General features: G+C 65.9%; 19 protein-coding genes. 9 read left to right on the top strand and 10 right to left on the bottom strand.

Translation table 11 applies throughout. From position 1 onward, the window contains the following. Positions 1-32 precede the first annotated feature (32 nt). Positions 33-1,562: an L-piperidine-6-carboxylate dehydrogenase gene (gene amaB / locus LKE06_RS12185; protein ID WP_227998722.1), complete on the bottom strand. Its 1,530-nt coding sequence runs from the start codon at positions 1,560-1,562 to the stop codon at positions 33-35. Between the two features lie 136 nt (positions 1,563-1,698). On the opposite strand from amaB, the gene LKE06_RS12190 reads away from it, so the two are divergent. Continuing rightward, a complete protein-coding gene (locus LKE06_RS12190) occupies positions 1,699-2,151 on the top strand; it encodes an Lrp/AsnC family transcriptional regulator (protein WP_227998723.1) in 453 nt (150 codons plus the stop codon). Between the two features lie 65 nt (positions 2,152-2,216). Beyond that, on the top strand, positions 2,217-3,566 hold the full coding sequence (gene lat / locus LKE06_RS12195; protein ID WP_227998724.1) for an L-lysine 6-transaminase: 1,350 nt from the start codon (positions 2,217-2,219) through the stop codon (positions 3,564-3,566). Between the two features lies 1 nt (position 3,567). Here the strand turns inward: lat and LKE06_RS12200 are convergent, their stop codons facing one another. Further along, positions 3,568-3,912 (bottom strand): hypothetical protein, encoded by a 345-nt coding sequence (locus tag LKE06_RS12200; RefSeq protein WP_227998725.1) that lies wholly within the window; start codon positions 3,910-3,912, stop codon positions 3,568-3,570. Next, positions 3,912-4,313 carry a DUF1707 SHOCT-like domain-containing protein gene (locus LKE06_RS12205; protein ID WP_227998726.1) on the bottom strand — a complete coding sequence of 134 codons (402 nt, stop codon included), beginning with the start codon at positions 4,311-4,313 and terminating at the stop codon, positions 3,912-3,914. Before LKE06_RS12205 ends, LKE06_RS12200 begins: the two co-directional genes overlap by 1 nt. A 144-nt stretch (positions 4,314-4,457) precedes the next feature. Between LKE06_RS12205 and LKE06_RS12210 the strand changes: the two genes are divergently transcribed. After that, on the top strand, positions 4,458-6,488 hold the full coding sequence (locus tag LKE06_RS12210) for a serine/threonine-protein kinase (protein WP_227998727.1): 2,031 nt from the start codon (positions 4,458-4,460) through the stop codon (positions 6,486-6,488). A gap of 72 nt (positions 6,489-6,560) precedes the next feature. Here the strand turns inward: LKE06_RS12210 and LKE06_RS12215 are convergent, their stop codons facing one another. The 3 genes from LKE06_RS12215 to LKE06_RS12225 form a co-directional block, all read right to left on the bottom strand. Continuing rightward, entirely contained in the window at positions 6,561-7,499 is a 939-nt protein-coding gene (locus LKE06_RS12215) for a patatin-like phospholipase family protein (RefSeq protein WP_227998728.1), read from the bottom strand. A gap of 75 nt (positions 7,500-7,574) precedes the next feature. Then, a complete protein-coding gene (locus tag LKE06_RS12220; RefSeq protein ID WP_227998729.1) occupies positions 7,575-9,371 on the bottom strand; it encodes an acetyl/propionyl/methylcrotonyl-CoA carboxylase subunit alpha in 1,797 nt (598 codons plus the stop codon). 171 nt (positions 9,372-9,542) lie between these two features. After that, a complete protein-coding gene (locus LKE06_RS12225; RefSeq protein ID WP_227998730.1) occupies positions 9,543-10,451 on the bottom strand; it encodes a sulfurtransferase in 909 nt (302 codons plus the stop codon). A 165-nt stretch (positions 10,452-10,616) separates the two neighbouring features. Here LKE06_RS12225 and LKE06_RS12230 point away from each other — a divergent pair, with 165 nt between their 5' ends. Next, complete coding sequence (locus LKE06_RS12230) at positions 10,617-11,450, top strand: helix-turn-helix transcriptional regulator (protein WP_227998731.1); 834 nt, start codon at positions 10,617-10,619, stop codon at positions 11,448-11,450. Here the strand turns inward: LKE06_RS12230 and LKE06_RS12235 are convergent. The 3 genes from LKE06_RS12235 to LKE06_RS12245 form a co-directional block, all read right to left on the bottom strand. Further along, the gene (locus LKE06_RS12235) at positions 11,376-12,032 is read right to left on the bottom strand and encodes a nucleoside triphosphate pyrophosphatase (protein ID WP_227998732.1); all 657 of its coding nucleotides are present in this window, start codon (positions 12,030-12,032) and stop codon (positions 11,376-11,378) included. The genes LKE06_RS12230 and LKE06_RS12235 overlap by 75 nt on opposite strands. A gap of 8 nt (positions 12,033-12,040) precedes the next feature. Then, positions 12,041-12,379, bottom strand: coding sequence for an acyl-CoA carboxylase subunit epsilon (locus LKE06_RS12240; protein WP_227998733.1), 339 nt, complete (start codon positions 12,377-12,379; stop codon positions 12,041-12,043). 151 nt (positions 12,380-12,530) lie between these two features. Beyond that, a complete protein-coding gene (locus LKE06_RS12245) occupies positions 12,531-14,171 on the bottom strand; it encodes an acyl-CoA carboxylase subunit beta (protein ID WP_227998734.1) in 1,641 nt (546 codons plus the stop codon). 261 nt (positions 14,172-14,432) lie between these two features. Between LKE06_RS12245 and LKE06_RS12250 the strand changes: the two genes are divergently transcribed. Both LKE06_RS12250 and LKE06_RS12255 read left to right on the top strand, forming a co-directional pair. Continuing rightward, positions 14,433-14,624 (top strand): hypothetical protein, encoded by a 192-nt coding sequence (locus LKE06_RS12250; RefSeq protein WP_227998735.1) that lies wholly within the window; start codon positions 14,433-14,435, stop codon positions 14,622-14,624. 39 nt (positions 14,625-14,663) lie between these two features. Then, positions 14,664-15,461, top strand: coding sequence for a biotin--[acetyl-CoA-carboxylase] ligase (locus LKE06_RS12255; protein WP_227998736.1), 798 nt, complete (start codon positions 14,664-14,666; stop codon positions 15,459-15,461). A gap of 47 nt (positions 15,462-15,508) precedes the next feature. Here LKE06_RS12255 and LKE06_RS12260 read toward each other — a convergent pair whose 3' ends face one another. Next, complete coding sequence (locus LKE06_RS12260) at positions 15,509-16,462, bottom strand: acyl-ACP desaturase (RefSeq protein WP_227998737.1); 954 nt, start codon at positions 16,460-16,462, stop codon at positions 15,509-15,511. Between the two features lie 204 nt (positions 16,463-16,666). Between LKE06_RS12260 and LKE06_RS12265 the strand changes: the two genes are divergently transcribed. From LKE06_RS12265 to LKE06_RS12275, 3 genes are read left to right on the top strand one after another with little or no spacing between them, the layout of a single operon-like run. Next, the gene (locus tag LKE06_RS12265) at positions 16,667-17,227 is read left to right on the top strand and encodes a PH domain-containing protein (protein WP_227998738.1); all 561 of its coding nucleotides are present in this window, start codon (positions 16,667-16,669) and stop codon (positions 17,225-17,227) included. A 40-nt stretch (positions 17,228-17,267) separates the two neighbouring features. Then, the gene (locus LKE06_RS12270) at positions 17,268-17,945 is read left to right on the top strand and encodes a response regulator transcription factor (protein WP_227998739.1); all 678 of its coding nucleotides are present in this window, start codon (positions 17,268-17,270) and stop codon (positions 17,943-17,945) included. Between the two features lies 1 nt (position 17,946). Next, entirely contained in the window at positions 17,947-19,260 is a 1,314-nt protein-coding gene (locus LKE06_RS12275) for a sensor histidine kinase (RefSeq protein ID WP_227998740.1), read from the top strand. Positions 19,261-19,263: the final 3 nt, after the last annotated feature.

Genomic DNA, 19,263 nt, shown 5'->3' on the forward strand with positions numbered 1-19,263 from the left:
CAACAACCTAATCGCCAGGTCAGACGGCTCGATCAACCGAATTCGATGCCTTGGGCAAGTGGGAGTTGATCGGAGTAGTTGACGGTGTTGGTGGCTCGGCGCATGTATGCCTTCCAGGAATCGGAGCCGGATTCGCGCCCGCCGCCGGTGTGCTTCTCGCCGCCGAACGCGCCGCCGATTTCGGCGCCGGAGGTGCCGATATTGACGTTGGCGATACCGCAGTCGGATCCGTCGGCGGCCAGGAATCGTTCCGCCTCACGTTGGTCACCGGTGAATATGGCGGACGAAAGGCCTTGCGGCACCGCATTATGCAGCTCTATCGCGGCATCGAAGTCCTGATAGGTGAGTACGTAGAGAATCGGCGCGAAGGTTTCCTCGCGAACCACCGCCGTCTGCGCGGGCATCCGGACGATGGCGGGGCGAACGTAGTAGGCGTCGTCGCCGAATCCGTCCACTCGCTCGCCGCCGCATACCAGTTCGCCGCCGTCGGCGATCGCCCGCTCCAGCGCGATGCGCATGCCGTCGTGGGCGCGTCCATCGATGAGCGGGCCGACCAGCACGCTGTCATCGAGCGGATTGCCGACGCGCAGTCGCTCATAGGCGCCGGCCACCCGTTGCAGCAGCTGTCCGACGGCATCGTCATGCACGATGAGCCGCCGCAGCGTCGTGCACCGCTGACCGGCGGTGCCCGCGGCCGCGAAAACGATTCCGCGAGCGGCGAGTTCGATATCCGCCGACGGGGTAACGATCGCGCCGTTGTTCCCGCCCAATTCCAGTAGGCAGCGGCCGAATCGCGCGGCGACCTTCGGTGCGACGGCGCGCCCCATGCGCACCGAGCCGGTAGCGCTGAGTAGTGCGACTCGCTCGTCGTCGACCAGCCGCGCGCCGACCTCGGACCCACCTTGAATCAGTTGGTGCACTTCTGGATCCGCGCCGACATCGGCGGCGGCCCGCCGCAGCAGGGTGTGGCAGGCCAATGCCGTCAATGGCGTTGTCTCCGAAGGTTTCCACACAACGGTGTCGCCGCAGACCAACGCGACAGCGGTATTCCACGCCCACACCGCGACTGGGAAGTTGAACGCCGAAATCACTCCGATGACTCCCAATGGGTGCCAGGTTTCCATCAGTCGATGCCCGGGGCGCTCCGAGGGCATGGTCTTGCCGTAGAGCTGCCGCGACAGTCCGATGGCGAACTCGCAGATGTCGATCATCTCCTGCACCTCGCCAACGGCTTCGGCGCCGATCTTGCCCGCCTCCAGGGTGACCAGCTCGCCCAGTCGAACCTTGTGCACGGTGAGCAATTCGGCCAGCCGTCGCACCACGGCGGCGCGTTCGGGCGCGGGCACCGTGCGCCACCGGTGGAATGCCTGTGCGGCGCGGTCGATCGCCGCGTCGACCTCGTCGGTGGAATGGGAGTGCAGCGTGGTGAGCGTTCCGCCGGTGATGGGGGTTCGGGCGGGCAGTGTGCCGGTCGCGGGCAGCTCGGCGCCGAGTTCGCCCAGTAGCGTTGCCGCGCGGGCGAATAGATCCTCGGTGCGGGGGTTATCGAGCGTATGTGTCATCAGTTGTCGCTCCGCCGTGTGTCGTTGGATATCTCTGCTGAGGACTTTCGGGTCTGTGCACGATGCTGTGCTGTTGCGAGCGTGAACGAGTAGAAGCCGTTGCCACGAGCCAGGTCCGCTGGGTTAGCCTTCGCAGATGGCGGATACACCGGCAAGACCCGCACTCGATGACATCGATCGCCTGCTGATTCGTGAACTGATGGCCGACGGTCGGGCCACCCTGTCGAACCTGGCAGAGAAGGCGAGCCTATCGGTCTCCGCCGTGCAATCGCGGGTGCGCAGGTTAGAGGCGCGCGGGGTGATCCGTGGCTATACCGCGCACGTCGATCCCGAGGCGCTCGGTCAGCTGCTGTCGGCATTCGTCGCGATCACTCCTCTCGACCCGTCGCAACCCGATGATGCTCCGGCCGTGCTGCAGCATGTCCCCGGCATCGAGGCGTGCCACTCGGTGGCCGGTGACGAGAGCTACATGCTGTTGGTTCGAGTCGCATCGCCCCGGCATCTCGAGCAGTTGCTGCAGGAGATCAGGGCGACCGCGAACGTCAGGACTCGAAGCACCATCATCTTGCAGACATTCTATGACAGATAACGATTCGCCGTAATTAATACGTTCAGTTGTAGAGATTGCGTAAATATTTACGTACTCTGGCCGATGTGACCCTCGAACTGGACCACACCCGCACGGACGGTGACTCCGCACCGATCACCCCCGCGAGCCGGGTACGCGAGATCCTGTCGTCGCACATCCTTGCCGACGGCTTCGATTTGGTGCTCGACATCGGCAAATCGCGTGGCTGCCGCCTCGTCGACGAACGAGACGGCAGCTCCTACCTCGACATGTTCGGCTTTTTCGCGTCGAACGCACTGGGCATGAACCATCCCGCACTCGCCGATAACGCGGACTTCCGCGCCGAATTGACCACCGCCGCGCTCAACAAGCCGAGCAATTCCGACATCTATTCCGTCGAAATGGCCAGGTTCGTAGACACTTTCGCGCGCGTGCTCGGCGATCCACGGCTACCGCACCTGTTCTTCATCGACGGTGGCGGCCTCGCGGTGGAGAACGCGCTCAAGGTCGCGTTCGACTGGAAGAGCAGGCACAACCAATCCCACGGCCGCCCAACGGAACTCGGCACCAAGGTGCTGCACCTGACCGGTGCGTTCCACGGTCGCACCGGGTACACCATGTCGTTGACCAATACCGACCCGGTCAAGGTGGCCCGCTTCCCCAAGTTCGACTGGCCACGCATCGACGCGCCCTATCTGAGCGACGACCACGACATCGATGCCGCCGAGGCGCACGCTTTGGACCAGGCACGGCGCGCCTTCGCCGAAAACCCGTACGACATAGCGTGTTTCATCGCCGAACCGATCCAAGGCGAGGGCGGCGACCGGCACCTGCGAGCGCAGTTCCTGCAGGCCATGCAGCGGCTGTGTCACGAGAACGACGCGTTGTTCGTGCTCGACGAGGTGCAGACCGGTGTCGGTATGACCGGAACCGTCTGGGCCTACCAGCAACTCGGCCTCGAACCAGATGTCGTCGCGTTCGGGAAGAAGACTCAGGTGTGTGGCGTGATGGCGGGCGGGCGCGTCGACGAGGTACCCGACAATGTCTTCGTGGTCAGCTCCCGTCTCAATTCCACCTGGGGCGGCAACCTCACCGATATGGTGCGCTCCCGCCGGATACTCGAGGTGCTCGAACGCGACAAGCTGATCGAGCGCTCCCTTGCCCCCGGCGCGCATCTGCTACAGCGGCTGACAGAGTTCGCCGCGGCGCACCCCAGCATCACCGAACCGCGCGGACGCGGCCTGATGTGCGCGATCACGATGTCCTCGGCGCAGCTTCGCGACCAAGTCGTGACCAAGCTGCGCGAAGACGAACACGTGCTGATCCTCGGCACCGGTGAACGCGGCATTCGCTTCCGGCCGCCGCTCACCGTCACCGAGCCTGAACTCGACGCGGCTCTCGACGCGCTGGATCGGGTACTGACCGGCCTCGGCTGACTCAGTTCGAATTCGGCCGCAGCCCGAGCCCGCCCTCGACGAATCGACGGACCGAGTCCAGCCCGGACGCCAACGCCGGTTCGAAACCCGACCGGGCCCAACCGGTGACCTCGGCCGTGTCGTCTTCGGTGGGGGTGACGCCGATTTCGGCGACCAGTTCGGCGGTCGTCGGTTCGCACACCGCCCACGAATAGTGGGTTTCGTTGTCCCACTGTGCTGTTCGACGCGCGACATAGTCGGGGTCGGTGATGCCACCCTCGGCCAGCGCCGGGCGGTCATCGATACGGTCGTCGGCGCGCAGTGCGCGCAGGTACCAGGACCCCGCGTTGATCTCGACCGGTTCCATCAGTCCTCGTCCCGGCGGCGATTGCGCCTGTCATGTCCGTGCTCGTGCCGATTGCCGAATAGGAGTGCGCCCGCCAGCGGAATCGCCAGGAACCACAGCCAGCTGCCGGTGGTGAAGAACAGGATGACCGCGACGATCGGGATCACCGCCATCACCCGCTCCGGCCACTCGGCGAGAAACCCGCTGTCGGGTTTGGCCGGCGGGGTGGCCACCGTGTCGGGCTCGGGAAGATCCACGAACACCGTGTCCAGCTCGCCGCGGGTCATCGAGGCCGCGACGATCGCACTGCGCTCGTCGAATTCGGCGACGCTGAGCCTACCGGCGGCGAAATGATCGGACAGTCGCCGCATTGCCTGTTCACGCTCAGCGGTGCCGACGCGGATCTCGGGCACGTCACTCATAGCAGCCAGGCTAGCGTTCACGTAGGGGAGGTCACACTGGTCGGGTGTGGTCGGCGGGGTTAGGGTCGATGCAGGTTCGGGCAATTCGGGATCGACCGGGTTGTCGCCCCAACCCGCAGCGCCGCGGTTACCGGGAGGTCAGCGATGGGGGAGGAACAGTTCGGAAACTACCGGCTGGACCGGATGCTCGGGCGCGGTGGGATGGGGGAGGTGTGGCTCGCGCGCGACAGCGCGACCGGGCGTACGGTCGCGCTGAAGGTGTTGTCGGAGAACCTGCCCGGCGACGGCGAGTACCGGCGCCGGTTCGAGCGGGAGGCGCGGATCGGTTCGCAGCTGCGCAATCCCCATATCGTGCGTATTCACGGTTTCGGCGAACACGACGGCCGCCTCTTCATCGCCATGGAATACATCGCCGGCATCGACCTGGCCGAAATGCTCAGTCGGGTCGGCACATTGAACCCGGACGCGGCCGTGGATTTCATCGGGCAGGTCGCCTCCGGGCTGGAGGCCGCGCACCGGGCCGGGTTGATCCATCGTGACGTCAAGCCGTCGAACATTCTGGTCGGCAGCGGTGGGCACGCCTACCTGATCGACTTCGGAATCGCCAAGGGGTTGGGACAAACCGCTGTCACCGCAACCGGAATGGCGATCGGTAGCTGGCCGTACATGGCGCCGGAACGGTTCAACGGCACCGTCGACGCCCGCTCCGACATCTACTCGCTGGCCTGCGTCCTCTACGAATGCCTGACCGGCCGCCGCCCCTACGGCGACACCGACCCGCCCCGTCAGATGCACGATCACCTGATGGCGACACCGCCGAGCGCGGCCTCGGTGAACCCGGCGGTGCCCGCGGAATTGGACGCGGTCATTGCCGGCGGCATGGCCAAGGACCAGGCCCAGCGCTATCGCAGCGCCGAAGAATTCGCCGCCGCCGCGCGGGTCGCCGTCGGCTCGCCGCAACCGCCGCGGCCCTCGGCCGTTGGTCCGTGGGCAACGGCCGCTGCACCCGGGGCGCTACCTGCCACGGTGCGGGAGCCCAATCAGTCGCAACAGAACGCCCAGCAGCCACCGACACCCCACAAACCGACAAAGTTACTCCCGCAACCGAATCCGTCACCCACACCGGCGCCGCCGCAAGCACAGTCACCGGGAGCCGCTGCCGTGTCCACACCGGAACCTTTGACGCCGACGAAGGTGGCGCCGGAGTCTGGCGCGGAACCTCGGATGCCGACCAAGGTTATGCGGGAGTCCGGTTCGGGTTCGGCGGGCGAACAGTCGCGTTCGTCCGGATCGCAGCCACCGAAGTCTTATGTGCCGACCAAGGTGATGTCGGAGCCGACCCCGACCCCGACGCTGGTCGCGACTCGGATCGCGCCACCGCAGCTTTCGCCGACGCCTGCCAGAGGTGCTGTCGCGCAGCAGGGTTGGCGGGCCGCGCCGACTCGGCGACCGGGTCCGCCGCCCCCGGCGCAACGACCTGCGTACGCGAAGCGTCCACGCGCCACGGCGGCATCGAGGCGCCGGTCGCCGTTACGCGGGCGTCCATGGATCGCCCCGACCGCACCCGCGGTATCTCGTCGCGGACCGCGACGACGCGGCGGCGTGCTCACCAAGGTGATCGGGGCACTCGTGGTGGTATTCCTGACCCCGTTCGTGCTCGCCGCGGGTTGCGTCGCGCTGCTGGCCTCGGGCAGTCGGTCCGGCGCCCCTGATGACGGATCGGCCGGTCCGCCGCCGGCAGCGACAGCCGAGGAGAACCCCGTCCCCGTGGACGAACCAGATATCGTCGCGCCCGCGGGGACTCCGGTTCGTGACGGAAAGCTCGAATTCGTCGTCACCGGCGTCGATTCCGGCCTCCCCCGCATCGGATTCCAGTCCGCCCGTGGCACATTCATGATTGTCGCAATCACGGTGCGGAACATCGCCGACGGACCGAAGCGGTTCCTGCCATTCGGCCAGCGCCTCATCGACACCCAGAACCGCCGGGTCGACCACGACCCCGCCGCGACCATGTGGCAGAACACCCAACAGCGCGACAGCTACTCATTCGACCTGCGCCCAGGCGAATCCGTGACGACCCAGCTCGTCTTCGACATCGCTCCCGACGCCGCGCCGGACCATTTGGAGCTACACGACTTCCCGATATCCAACGGCGTGCGCGTCATGGTGAATTAGTACGGTCACGAACATATTTCGAGTTGCGAAACCGGTGACCGACGCTCGATGGCGGCAATCGAAGTCACGCGGTCATGCGACGCGTGCGACATCCGATAGCGCGGCGTGTACCGCGCCTCTGCCGATCTCGAGCGCCCTGGTGAGCAGATCGGTGTCGCGGGCGGCGCTATCGATGTCGGGTGAGCCCAGCGGGGGATGGATCTGCAGCACCGCGGCACCGAGATCGGCGACGCAGTGGTCCTCGACGGATTGCTGGTCCGGACGCGTCAGCCAGGCCCGGTACGCCCCGGGGGCCCGCATACGCAGATAACCGCCGCCGACGAGTTGGTGCAGACGGGAGGCGGGCGGACGCCGCTCATCGGTGCGGCGCGTGCGCAGGACGAGTGCGTGCGTGGCACCGCCACGGACCGCGGTGCGAATCGGCACGGTTTCGGCGAGACCACCGTCGAGGTACTCGGCGTCGCCGAGCGGTACCGGCGGCCCGGCGAGAATGGGCAGGCCCGCCGACGCGCGCAGGGCGATCATCAAGGTGCGCTTATCGACGATGTGACGGTTCAGGTCGACCGGGTCTCCGGTGCGGACGTCGGTGCCGATGGGGTGAAAGGTGGTGGGGTTGGCCAGGATTGCCGGGAAGTTCATCGGCTCGATGCCGTCGTACACGTGATGCACGAGGTAGTGCAGGTCGAACGCGGGGCGACCACGCAGCATGCGCGCCGGGGCGATAGTGCGGCGCATGATCGCCGGATCGGTCCAGGAGCGCATGCCGGACACCGCGCGACCACACAGCAGCCAGGCGCCGTTGATCGCGCCTGCCGAGGTGCCGTAGACGGCGTCGAAAATCGATGCGAGGCCGAGTTCTTCGAGAGCCTGCACCATGCCGCTCGAATACACGCCGCGGCTGCCACCACCCTCGATAACCAGGGCGAGCCGATGCCCGTCGGCGCGGCTCGACGACTGACGGCGGCCGCGAATGATCTCGGCGACGGCCGGTACAACGGGCGAACTGGTCACCCGAACGACGATACGACAGAGCGGGCGGTGACGTCGGTGTCGCCCGCCCGCTCCGAATCGGTTTTCGCTAGGTGTTTACTTGATCTCCGCGAGAACCGTGCCCTGGGTGATCGCGGCGCCCGCCTCGACGGCCAGGCCGGTGACCACACCCGCCTTGTGCGCGTTGACCGGATTCTCCATCTTCATGGCCTCGAGCACCACGATCAGGTCGCCCGCCTCGACGGACTGCCCCTCCTCGACAGCGACCTTGACCACGGTGCCCTGCATGGGCGCGGTGACCGAGTCACCGGACGCCGCACCGGCACCTGCGCCACCGCGCTTGCGCGGCTTGGGCTTCTTGCGGATCACGCCCGCGCCATTGCCCGCGGCGCCGGCGCCGACGGTGAAGTTGCCCGGCAGCGACACCTCGACGCGACGGCCGCCGACCTCGACGACAACCTTCTGACGGGGCAGGTCCTCGTCCTCATCGGCAGCGACAGCGCCCGCGGTGTACGGCTCGACGCTGTTGACCCACTCGGTTTCGATCCACTTGGTGTAGACGTCGAATTTTTCGCCGTCACCGATGAACGCGGGATCCTCGACGATCGCCCGGTGGAACGGGATGACCGTGGCCAGCCCGTCGACATGGAACTCGGCCAGCGCGCGGCGCGCCCGTTCCAGCGCCTGGGTGCGGTTCTCGCCGGTGACGATCAGCTTGGCCAGCATCGAGTCGAACTGTCCGCCGATCACGCTGCCCTCGACCACGCCGGAATCCACGCGCACACCGGGGCCGCAAGGCTCCTTGTACACCGACACCGGGCCCGGCGCGGGCAGGAAGCCCCGACCGGCATCCTCACCGTTGATGCGGAACTCGAAGGAGTGACCACGCGGGGTGGGATCTTCCTTGATCTCCAGCTCGTGCCCCTCGGCGATGCGGAACTGCTGACGCACCAGATCGATTCCCGCCGTCTCCTCCGTGACCGGGTGCTCGACCTGCAGCCGGGTGTTCACCTCGAGGAACGAGACGGTGTCGCCCTGCACCAGGTACTCCACGGTGCCCGCGCCGTAGTAGCCGGCCTCCTTGCAGATGGCCTTGGCCGAGGCGTGGATGCGGGCGCGCTGGTCGTCGGTGAGGAACGGTGCGGGTGCCTCCTCGACAAGTTTCTGGAAGCGACGCTGCAGCGAGCAGTCGCGGGTGCCCGCGACGACCACATTGCCGTGCTGGTCGGCGATGACCTGTGCCTCGACGTGGCGGGCCTTGTCCAGGTACTGCTCGACGAAGCACTCACCACGACCGAAGGCGGCGACCGCCTCGCGGGTGGCCGACGCGAACAGCTCAGGGATCTCCTCGATGGAATGCGCGACCTTCATACCGCGCCCGCCGCCACCGAATGCCGCCTTGATCGCGACCGGTACGCCGTACTTCTTGGCGAACTCGACGATCTCGTCGGCGTCCTTGACCGGGTCCTTGGTGCCCGCGGCCATCGGAGCCTTCGCCTTCTCGGCGATGTGGCGGGCGGTGACCTTGTCGCCGAGGTCGCGGATGGACTGGGGCGACGGGCCGATCCAGATCAGCCCGGCGTCGATGACAGCCTGGGCGAAGTCGGCGTTCTCGGAAAGGAATCCGTAGCCGGGGTGAATGGCGTCGGCGCCGGATTTGGCTGCCGCATCGAGAATCTTGTCGAACACGAGGTACGACTCGGCCGAGGTCTGGCCGCCTAGGGCGAACGCCTCGTCGGCGAGCTTCACGAATGGGGCATCGGCATCGGGTTCCGCGTACACCGCGACGCTGCCGATGCCGGCATCCTTGGCCGCCCGGATCACGCGCACGGCGATCTCGCCTCGGTTAGCTACGAGTACCTTCGATATCCGTGCGCTGGCATGGCTGGGCACTGAGCCTCCTGTGTGAAATCTTTTTGGTCGCCCCGTGGTCGACAAACTTACGTCTCGGGCGAGTGTAGGCAGTCTGCCAACAGACGCTGCACTCGGATAGCCCTACTCCACAGTAGGTCGCGGATCACACAGACTATGGCGTGTGGCGTAAGCCGCGCCGGGGCGGCGGGCTCAGCGCCCTCGGCGCGTGGCGGCGACCGGCGCCTCGCCGGGTTCGGATCCTCGGGCGATCGGCATCCGCACGGAGTTACCCCATTCGGTCCACGAACCGTCGTAGTTGCGCACCATGTCGAGTCCGAGCAGAAATGTCAGCGTGAACCAGGTATGGCTGGAGCGTTCACCGACGCGGCTGTAAACCACCACGTCGTTCTGCCCGCCGAACGCGCCGTAGACCTCGTCCAGTTCGGAGCGGGAACGGAATCGGCCGTCGGCATTGGACGCCTCGGTCCACGGAATATTCACGGCAGTGGGAATGTGCCCGCCGCGCAGCGCGGAGTCCTCCGGATTGATCGGCGGCTGGGTCAGTTCGCCGGAGTACTCCTCAGGTGCGCGCACGTCGATCAGCGGGCGGCCCAGGTGGTCGAAAACGTCATCGCGGAACGCCCGTGCGGCGGTGTCGTCACGCTGCACGGCCGGGTACTCGCCGGCGACGAAATATGGCAGGTCGAAAGTGGTGTCGCGTTCCTCGGAGATCCACGCGTCGCGACCGCCGTCGAGCAATCGCACGTCCTCGTGCCCGAACAGGGTGAACAGCCACAGTGTGTGCGCGGCCTGCGCGTTGCCCCGGTCGCCGTAGATCACCACGGTGTCGTCGCGTTCGATTCCTTTCGCCCGCATAAGGTCGGTAAAACGCGCGCCGTCGATATAGTCACGCGTGACGGGATCGTTCAGATCGCCACGCCAGTCGATTTTGGTGGCGCCCGGAACATGTCCGATGTCATAGAGAAGGATGTCCTCGTTGGACTCGACGACCTTGAGTCCGGGTGTACCGATGTTTGCCGATAGCCACTCTGTGGTTACTAGTCGGTGAGGATGTGCGTAGGAACTGAATGAGGGATGAGGGTCCGGGACAGCGGGCACGATGTGGGTCCTTCACGCGTGGTAGACGGCGGGTGCAGCGGTTGGGGTCTCACAGCGCTGGTAGGTGTGAGGCAATAGTGACTTCGTTTCAGATCACAAATCGGCTGAATGGGCGAATAAATCGCACCTACATCCGATAAAGTCTCCCGGGAGGAGGGGTAGGCTATGTCCGATTCTTGGCCGCGGCGGCGACTGCTCGCGATCCTACGTGGCGCAACCGAGCCTCTCGATGCCCAGGAACTGGCCAGAATCACCGGGCAGCATGTCACTACCGTTCGATTCCATCTAGATGTGCTGACCAAGGAATCCCTGGTACGGCAATTCCAGCAGCCACCGCGCGGCCGTGGTCGTCCACGCATCGGATACAGCGCGGTGCAGCGATCGGTCGGCTATCAGGAGCTCGCGCAGGTTCTCGCCGACCAGCTCGGTCCGGATTCGAGAAGGCGCTCCGATGCCGCCGTCGCCGCGGGCCGGTCCTGGGGGGCCGGAATCGATGTCGGTGACCACCGGATCGAAACGCTGGACGACGCCAGAGAACTAGCGATGACGGTGCTCTCGGAGCTCGGTTTCGCGCCCGAACGCGATGCGGCCATCGATAACGGCGAGCGCGCCGTTATCCGGATGACAGGTTGCCCGCTGCGTGACCTCGCGCGCACCCACTCCGACGTGGTGTGCAACGTGCATCTGGGGCTGATCAAAGAGGTGCTCGATCGCGGGGGTGCGCACGGAGACATAAACGCCCGGCTGCATCCGTTCGTCGAGCCGGAACTGTGCGTGGCTCGACTGGAGAGGGTCGCCACGCGGCGCGAGCAGGAGATGCGCCGCGAACCCGATGGCGGCCGCGAACCGGCTGTGGTCCCCGTAGGAGCGGAAGCGGGCGCGGCCGACCCGGCGATGGCCGGAAACGAGCCCATGATCGCGTCGTCAGTCGGCCGAATGGCCCCACAATTGCGCAACAGCGAGCCCAACATCGCCAAGCAGTCGGCGCAGCAGTGGTAACCCGATCCCGATAACGCTGGACGGATCACCTTCGATGCGATCGACGAACCAACCACCCATGCCGTCGAGGGTGAATGCGCCCGCTACCTGTAGCGGCTCGCCGGTCGCAATGTAGGCGTCCAGTTCTTCTGGCTCGGGTTTGGCGAAATGCACTGTGGTGGAACTGCAATCGACCGCCTCAGCGGCGACCACCCCGTCCCGCACCCGCAGTACACAATGTCCGGTGATCAGATCCGCACTGCGTCCGGCCATTTCGGCCCAACGAACTCGCGCGACCTCTGGCGTATGCGGCTTGCCCTGTAACCGGCCGTCAACCAGGAGCATGGAGTCACAGCCGACCACAACACAATCCGTGGCGAGATCGGCAATGGTGGCGGCCACCGAACGGGCCTTGGCTCTGGCCAGCTCGACCACCACGCCCTGCGGGGGTGTGCCGTCGGGCAGCGCCGCGGCGACGGCGTCCTCGTCCACATCCGACACTCGCACGACGGGGTCGATACCCGCCGAGCGGAGTACCTCGCGTCGCGCGGGCGACGCGGACGCGAGAACCAAACGGGTTGTATCAGTGGTCGGCTGGCTCACGACGGTTATCAGTCGCGCAGGTGTGACAGCTGTGGGAAGGCGTACGGCGAGAACGGCGAGGTGCCGCGGTGCATCAGGGTCGGGCGACCCCAGCCGTCGGCCGGGCCGGCCGGACCGGTCTGGCCGCCACTGTTAGCGGCTGCCGTCAGTACACATACCAACGCCGCGACGTCCTCATCGCTCGGCGCTCCCTTGATCACTTGGATGAATGGCGCTTCGCCCGTGTCGGCAGCCGGGGCGATCATGCCCACGGTTATCTCGACCTCGACGTCGACCTTTGCGATCGGGTCAACGGTGAGATCCAGTTCGGCGGCGGTCAACACATCTTCTTCTGCCACGGTCGTCACAGTGCCAGATCCTCTCTCTGACTCGATCGGGCTAACTCGATCGGGCGTGTCCTGAGTCGGTGTCGAACGGTGCGGTGATCACCCTCCGGCACCCATTCCGATTACGGTCACCGCAATCCAGTGTGCGCGACTCATGGTGGTTATCGCTCGTTCAGAGCGGGATGTTGCCGTGTTTTTTCGGCGGCAGCGTCACCATCTTGCGCTCGAGCAGACGCAGCGCGGAGACGATCTGGCCGCGCGTGTGCGAGGGCGGGATGACCGCGTCCACGTAGCCGCGCTCGGCGGCGACGTAGGGGTTCACCAAGGTGTCCTCGTATTCGTTCTGCAGCTCGAGCCGCAGCTCATCGACGTTGCCGCCGTTCTTCGCCGCCTCTTGCAGCTGCTTGCGGTAGACGAAGCCGACGGCCCCCGAAGCGCCCATTACGGCGATCTGGGCGGTGGGCCAGGCGAGGTTCACATCGGCACCCATGTGCTTGGAACCCATGACGTCGTAGGCGCCGCCATAGGCCTTACGAGTGATGATCGTGATCTTGCCCACAGTGGCCTCGCCGTAGGCGTAGAGCAGCTTCGCGCCGCGCCGGATGATGCCGTTGTATTCCTGGCCGGTGCCCGGCAGGAAGCCGGGCACATCGACCAGCGTGATGATCGGAACGTTGAACGCGTCGCAGGTGCGCACGAAGCGCGCGGCCTTCTCCGAGGCGTCGATATCCAGGCAGCCGGCGAACTGGGTGGGCTGGTTGGCCACGATGCCGACGCTGCGGCCGTCGACGCGGCCGAAGCCGCAGATGATGTTCATCGCGCGCTCGGCCTGCACCTCGAGGAATTCGTCGTCGTCAAGCAGACGACGGATGACCTCGTGCATGTCGTAGGGCTGGTTCGGCGAGTCCGGGATGATCGTATCCAGCTCGAGGTCCTCGTCGGTGAGGGAATCCTCGATGGCGCCGTTGATCGGGTCGGTGGCCGGGAAGCGCGGTGCTTCGGCGCGGTTGTTGCTCGGCAGATAGCCGAGCAGGTCCTTGACGTAGTCGAGGGCGTCCTGCTCGCCGGAGGCGACGTAGTGCGCCACACCGGATTTCGTCATGTGTGTCTGCGCGCCACCGAGGTCCTCCATGGTGACGTCCTCGCCGGTGACCGTCTTGATGACGTCCGGGCCGGTAACGAACATCTGGCTGGTGCCGTCCACCATCACCACGAAGTCGGTCAGCGCGGGGGAGTAGACGTGGCCACCCGCGGCCGGGCCCATGATCAGCGAGATCTGCGGGATCACGCCGGATGCCTGGATATTGCGGTGGAAGATCTCGCCGTAGAGGCCGAGCGAGACGACGCCCTCCTGGATGCGCGCGCCCGCGCCCTCGTTGATGCCGACCAGCGGGCGGCCGGTCTTGAGCGCCAGGTCCATTACCTTGACGATCTTCTCGCCGTAGACCTCGCCGAGGCTGCCGCCGAACACGGTGACGTCCTGGCTGAAGATGCAGACGTCGCGGCCGTCGATGGTGCCGTATCCGGTCACCACGCCGTCGCCGAGTGGCCGGTTGCCGTCCAGGCCGAAATTCACGCTGCGATGGCGGGCGAGCGCGTCGAGCTCGACGAAGGACCCCTCGTCCAGCAGTGCCAGGATGCGTTCTCGGGCGGTCATCTTGCCCTTGGCGTGCACCTTGTCGACTGCGGCCTCACCCATTGGGTGCTGTGCTTCTTCCAGCCGATTCCGCAGGTCAGCCAGTTTCCCGGCGGTGGTGTGGATATCGGGGTCGCCCGCCGATTCCGGCACGGGCTGCTGCTGGACGCTCGTCATGGCTCGGAGTGTAACGAGTGCCAGTGCCACGCACGAACCCAGTGGTCGCTACCGGTGAGTAGAAAACCGCAGCTAGATTCGCGTCGCACTATGGACGTACACAAGAAAATTCCTGGTCGAATGCCGCAACGAACGCAACCGTCGGTATGGCTTCGCCGACAGGCGAATTCGCCGTTTCGCCGGGGCGAAAATCGGTGGTGCGCGACACCTGTGCCCGATAGCCTCGGGTATCGGTTTTCGGCTCAGGGGAGGAGCGGGGCAATGTGGGCATGGGGTAGAACCGTCGCCGAACGGGCCGCCGCGGCGGCCTGGACAAGCTGGCAGTCGGTGCCGACGCGGCCGACCGTGCTCGACGCGGAAGTTCGGGCCGAGGCCGATGAGGATGATCCCGACCGCGAGGACAACCGCGGAGTCGCACCGGCGCGACATCGGGATTTCGAACTCGCCCGATAGCCGCGACGGCCTTCGGTGCGCACCGCGTAGCCTGCGGTCATGCAAAGACCACCGTTGGACGTGGAGCAGTTGCGGCGCGGTATCGACTCGCCCGGCCTGTCGTTCTTCTCCCACATCGATGTGGTGGAGTCGACCGGGTCCACCAATGCCGATCTGGTCGCACGGGCCGGTGAACCGGACATCGATCGCAGCGTGCTGCTTTCGGAGACCCAGGTGCACGGCCGTGGCAGGCATGCCCGCACCTGGGTGAGCCCGCCGCGCGCGCAGATTTCGATGTCGCTGCTCGTGCGGTTACCCGGTATCGACCCGGCACGGCTCGGGTGGCTGCCGCTGCTCACCGGCGTCGCGGTGGTGGACGCGCTGCGCGCCACCGCAGCGGTGGACGCGGTTCTCAAATGGCCCAACGATGTGCTGATCGATGGCCGCAAGGTCGCGGGCATTCTGGCCGAGGTCGCCGCGTCCGGTGCCGCACCGGCCATCGTGATCGGAGTCGGCCTGAATGTGAGCCTCACCGAGTCGGAACTGCCTGTGCCGCACGCTACTTCGCTGACGCTGTCGGGCGCCGCCGTCACCGACCGCACCGTGCTGGTCGGGTCGCTGCTTACCGAATTCGCCCGCCGGTTCACCGCATGGCGTGCAGCGGACTGGGCGACCACCGACCTGATCGCCGCGTACCGCGATCGTTGCGCCACGATCGGTGCGCGGGTGCGCGCCGAGTTGCCGGGCGGGCAGACGCTGACCGGCACCGCCACCGACATCGACTCCGCAGGACGTCTGCTGATCGGTGATCAGGCGGTGTCGGCGGGCGACGTCACGCACCTGCGCGCCGACAGCTGAAAGCCGGGATCCCTTGCTGGATCCCGGCTTTCGTCCGGATGCCGGGCTCATACCGGCTGGATGATTCCTTTCGCGGCTTCCCGCGCGAACATGCGATCGCGCTGTTCCTCGAACTTCAGCACGTCAGCGGACAACTTCACCAGGAAGGTGTCGAGATTCTCCCGTGCGGCCTCACCGCGTGGCCCGAAGTCGTTGCGCTCGAAGATGTTCCACTTCTTCAGTACTGGTTGCACCACTTCTTCGAGATGCTGGCGGAGATCGTAGATACCGTACTTGGCCATCATCGCGCCGTTGCGGCGGAAGTTCGGCATACCGTAACCGGGCATCACGAAGTTGGTCAGGATCATGGTGATCGCCTCCATCGCCTGATCGGGGACGAGGTCGAGCCCGGCGGCGCACAGATTCCGGTAGAAGATCATGTGCAGGTTTTCGTCGGCGGCGACACGCTGCAACATGCGGTCGGCGACCGGGTCGTTGCAGACCCGGCCGGTATTGCGGTGGCTGACGCGGGTAGCGAGCTCCTGAAAGGTCACGTACGCGACATTGATCAGAAATCCGCCCCAGTTGTCGGGTGAGTGGGCGCCCCTGGTCATGTGGATCATCCTGGCCTCTTCGAGAGCGACCGGGTCGACACCGCGGGTGACCACCAGGTAGTCGCGCATGACGATGCCGTGCCGGTTCTCCTCGGCGGTCCAGCGACCGACCCAGGTGCCCCAGGCGCCACTGGAAGAGAAGTTCTCCGAGATCTCCCGGTGGTAGGAGGGCAGATTGTCCTCGGTGAGCAGGTTGGTGATCATCGCCGCCTTGGCGACCTCGTTCAGCCTCGACTGTTCCGGAGCCCAGTCGGCACCACCCATCGCCGCGAAATTGCGGCCCTGGTCCCAAGGGACGTAGTCGTGTGGGTGCCAGTCTTTCACCATCGAGAGGTGCCTGTTCAGATTCTGTTCGGCCACCGGTTCGAGTTCGGTCAGGATTTCGAGCTGAGTCAGATCCTTGGTCACTTACGCCTCCACGGTCGTAATCGACATTTTGTCTAGCAGGACATGGTATTTCCGCAGGTAGAGCGTTCGTCGCTACGTCGAGCGGACAGAAACAGCATGCGGGTGAAAATCAGGTGCGCGAAACGTCTGCGCGAGGTGACGATTGTGCAGCACGCCGTGCCCTGGTGTCCAGAATCCGGCGTCCGCACGCGGTAGGGTTCGGGCATGGGTTATCCGGAGGAGGTGCTCGCGCCGGACGAGCAATTGATACTCCATCGTCATCCGCATTGGAAAATGCTGTTCTGGCCGGTTGTCACGCTCATCGTCGCCACCGCGCTCGCCGGTTTCCTCGGGGGGCTCGCTTGGCGGAACGCGGAGGAGACCACTCGGTCGATTCTGCTTGTGGTGATCCTCGTCGTTTGGCTTGCCATCCTCGGATGGCGTTGTGTCGCACCGGTTATCAGTTGGAAGTCGACGCATTTCATCGTGACCGACCGTCGGGTGCTCATCCGGCAGGGCGTGGTTACCCACACCGGGATCGATATCCCGATGAGTCGCATCTCGAGTGTGCAGTTCCGCCACGGTCTGTTCGACCGCCTGCTCGGTACCGGCACGCTGATCATCGGTTCGTCTTCGGATGAACCTCTCGAATACGACGACATCCCACAGGTCCAGCAGGTTCATTCGCTGCTGTATCGCCAGGTGTTCGAGCAATCGCAGGGTAATGGCGATCCGCGCTGGGACGACCGCGGTCGTCCGGGCGCCCCCAGCGGCGGCTACCGATGACCTGCCAGGTGGCGGGCGCCCGGATCCGTAATCTGAGGCTATGACCGCAGTACTACTGGCCGAAGACGACGAGGCCATCGCCGCGCCGCTGTCCCGAGCCCTGGGGCGGGAGGGGTATTCGGTGACGGTGGAGCGCATCGGACCGGCCGTGCTGCGCCGCGCGCTCGAGGGCAATCACGATCTGTTGATTCTCGATCTCGGACTGCCGGGCATGGACGGGTTGGAAGTGTGCCGCCAGGTGCGGGCGCGTGGTGCCGACCTGGCCGTGCTGATGCTGACCGCGCGAACCGACGAGGTGGACTTCGTGGTCGGGCTCGATGCGGGCGCCGACGATTACGTCGGCAAACCCTTCCGGCTTGCGGAATTGCTGGCCCGGGTGCGAGCCTTGTTGCGGCGCAGCGGAATCGGTGATGACGTCGTAGAGGTCGGCGGTATCCGGCTCGAACCCGCCGCCCGCCGGGTGCTGGTCAACGGCGTCGAAATCGGTTTGGCCAACAAGGAATACGAACTGCTGAAGGTACTGATCGATCGTGCGGGGCAGGTGGTGGCGCGCGAGACGATTCTGCGCGAGGTGTGGGGGGACGCCGAATTGCGCGGTTCCAAAACCTTGGACATGCATATGTCGTGGCTGCGTCGCAAGATCGGGGACGAGGGGCCGATGGCCGAGCGGCGCATCGTCACCGTCCGCGGGGTCGGCTTCCGGCTGAACACGGACTGACGTGCGCCGCAGAATTCTGCGCTCCATCCTCGCCGTGCTGACCATCACCACGGTGGTGCTCGGCGTGCCCCTCATCTACACCGCCTGGCTGTGGGTCGAAGACATCACCCGCAAAGATCTGGAGAGCAGGCTGGAGCGAATCGCGTCGGAGATCATCTCCCAGGAAGACAGCGATGGAATCGTGCTCGGTGAACTCGATACCCGATCCTTTCGGCCGTTGATACCCGAGGACGGCAAGCTCACCATCATCTACCCGGCTCCGCGTGACAATGCCTCACGTCTCGACATCGGTGCGGACCAGGTGCGGGATCCGTTGGTGGAGTCGCTGTCGATGGGTACCGAGGGATCTTTACGTCTCGAGGTGCCCTCGGGACCGATGCATCTGCGGCAGCAGCAGGCTGTCGGCGTTGTCGGTTTCGCCGTCCTCGCCTCGCTCGGTGCCGCGGTCTCGGTGGCGATGATCACCGCCCGCCGGGTGGCCGATCCGCTGCGCGATGTCGCCGCGAGGGCAGCGCGGCTCGCGATGGGCGATTTTCGGCCGGACCCACGCAGGCATGGCATCTCCGAATTGGATCGAGTCTCGGACGTACTCGATTCGGCGACGGTGGAAATCTCGGGCCGCTTACAGCGCGAACACGCACTCGTCGCCGATGTATCGCATCAACTGCGCAGCAGGCTGACCGCGGTGCGGCTGCGGCTCGACGAATTGTCCACCCACTCCGACCCGGCTGTGGTGCACGAAGCCGAGGAGGCGATGGCGCAGGTCGACCGGTTGACCGACGCGATCGACGATCTGGTCCGCGCCTCCCGGGACGAGGACGCCGCCGATCGCGACCCGGTACCGGTGATGGAGGAATTGCGCGGCGTCGTCGACGAGTGGACGCACCCGTTCACCGAGGCCGGGCGGATACTTCGGCTGGTTGGTGACGACTCGTTGCGCGCGCCGATCACCGGTTCGAGGCTGCGTGAGGCGGCGGCGGTGCTGGTCGACAATGCGCTCATGCACGGTGGTGGCACCTGCACGGTTTCGGTTCGCACCGTGCGCACCGTGAGCGACAGGCAGCCGTTGGTGGTGGTGGAGATCGCCGACGAGGGCGAAGGCGTGCGCGATGAGCTCGCCCCGCACATCTTCGATCGAGGCTTCTCCGCCGGCGGATCGACCGGTGTCGGTTTGGCCTTGGCGAGGGCGTTGATAGAGGCTGATGGTGGCCGGTTGGAACTGCAACGGCGCCGGCCCGCGTTGTTCGCGATGTTCCTCGGATCGAGCGCGTCGTCGCGGCCGTCAAATGGCGCGCAGGTCCCGGAGCCGCGCTGAGAT

This window comes from Nocardia australiensis (genome assembly GCF_020733705.1).
GTDB lineage: Bacteria > Actinomycetota > Actinomycetes > Mycobacteriales > Mycobacteriaceae > Nocardia > Nocardia australiensis.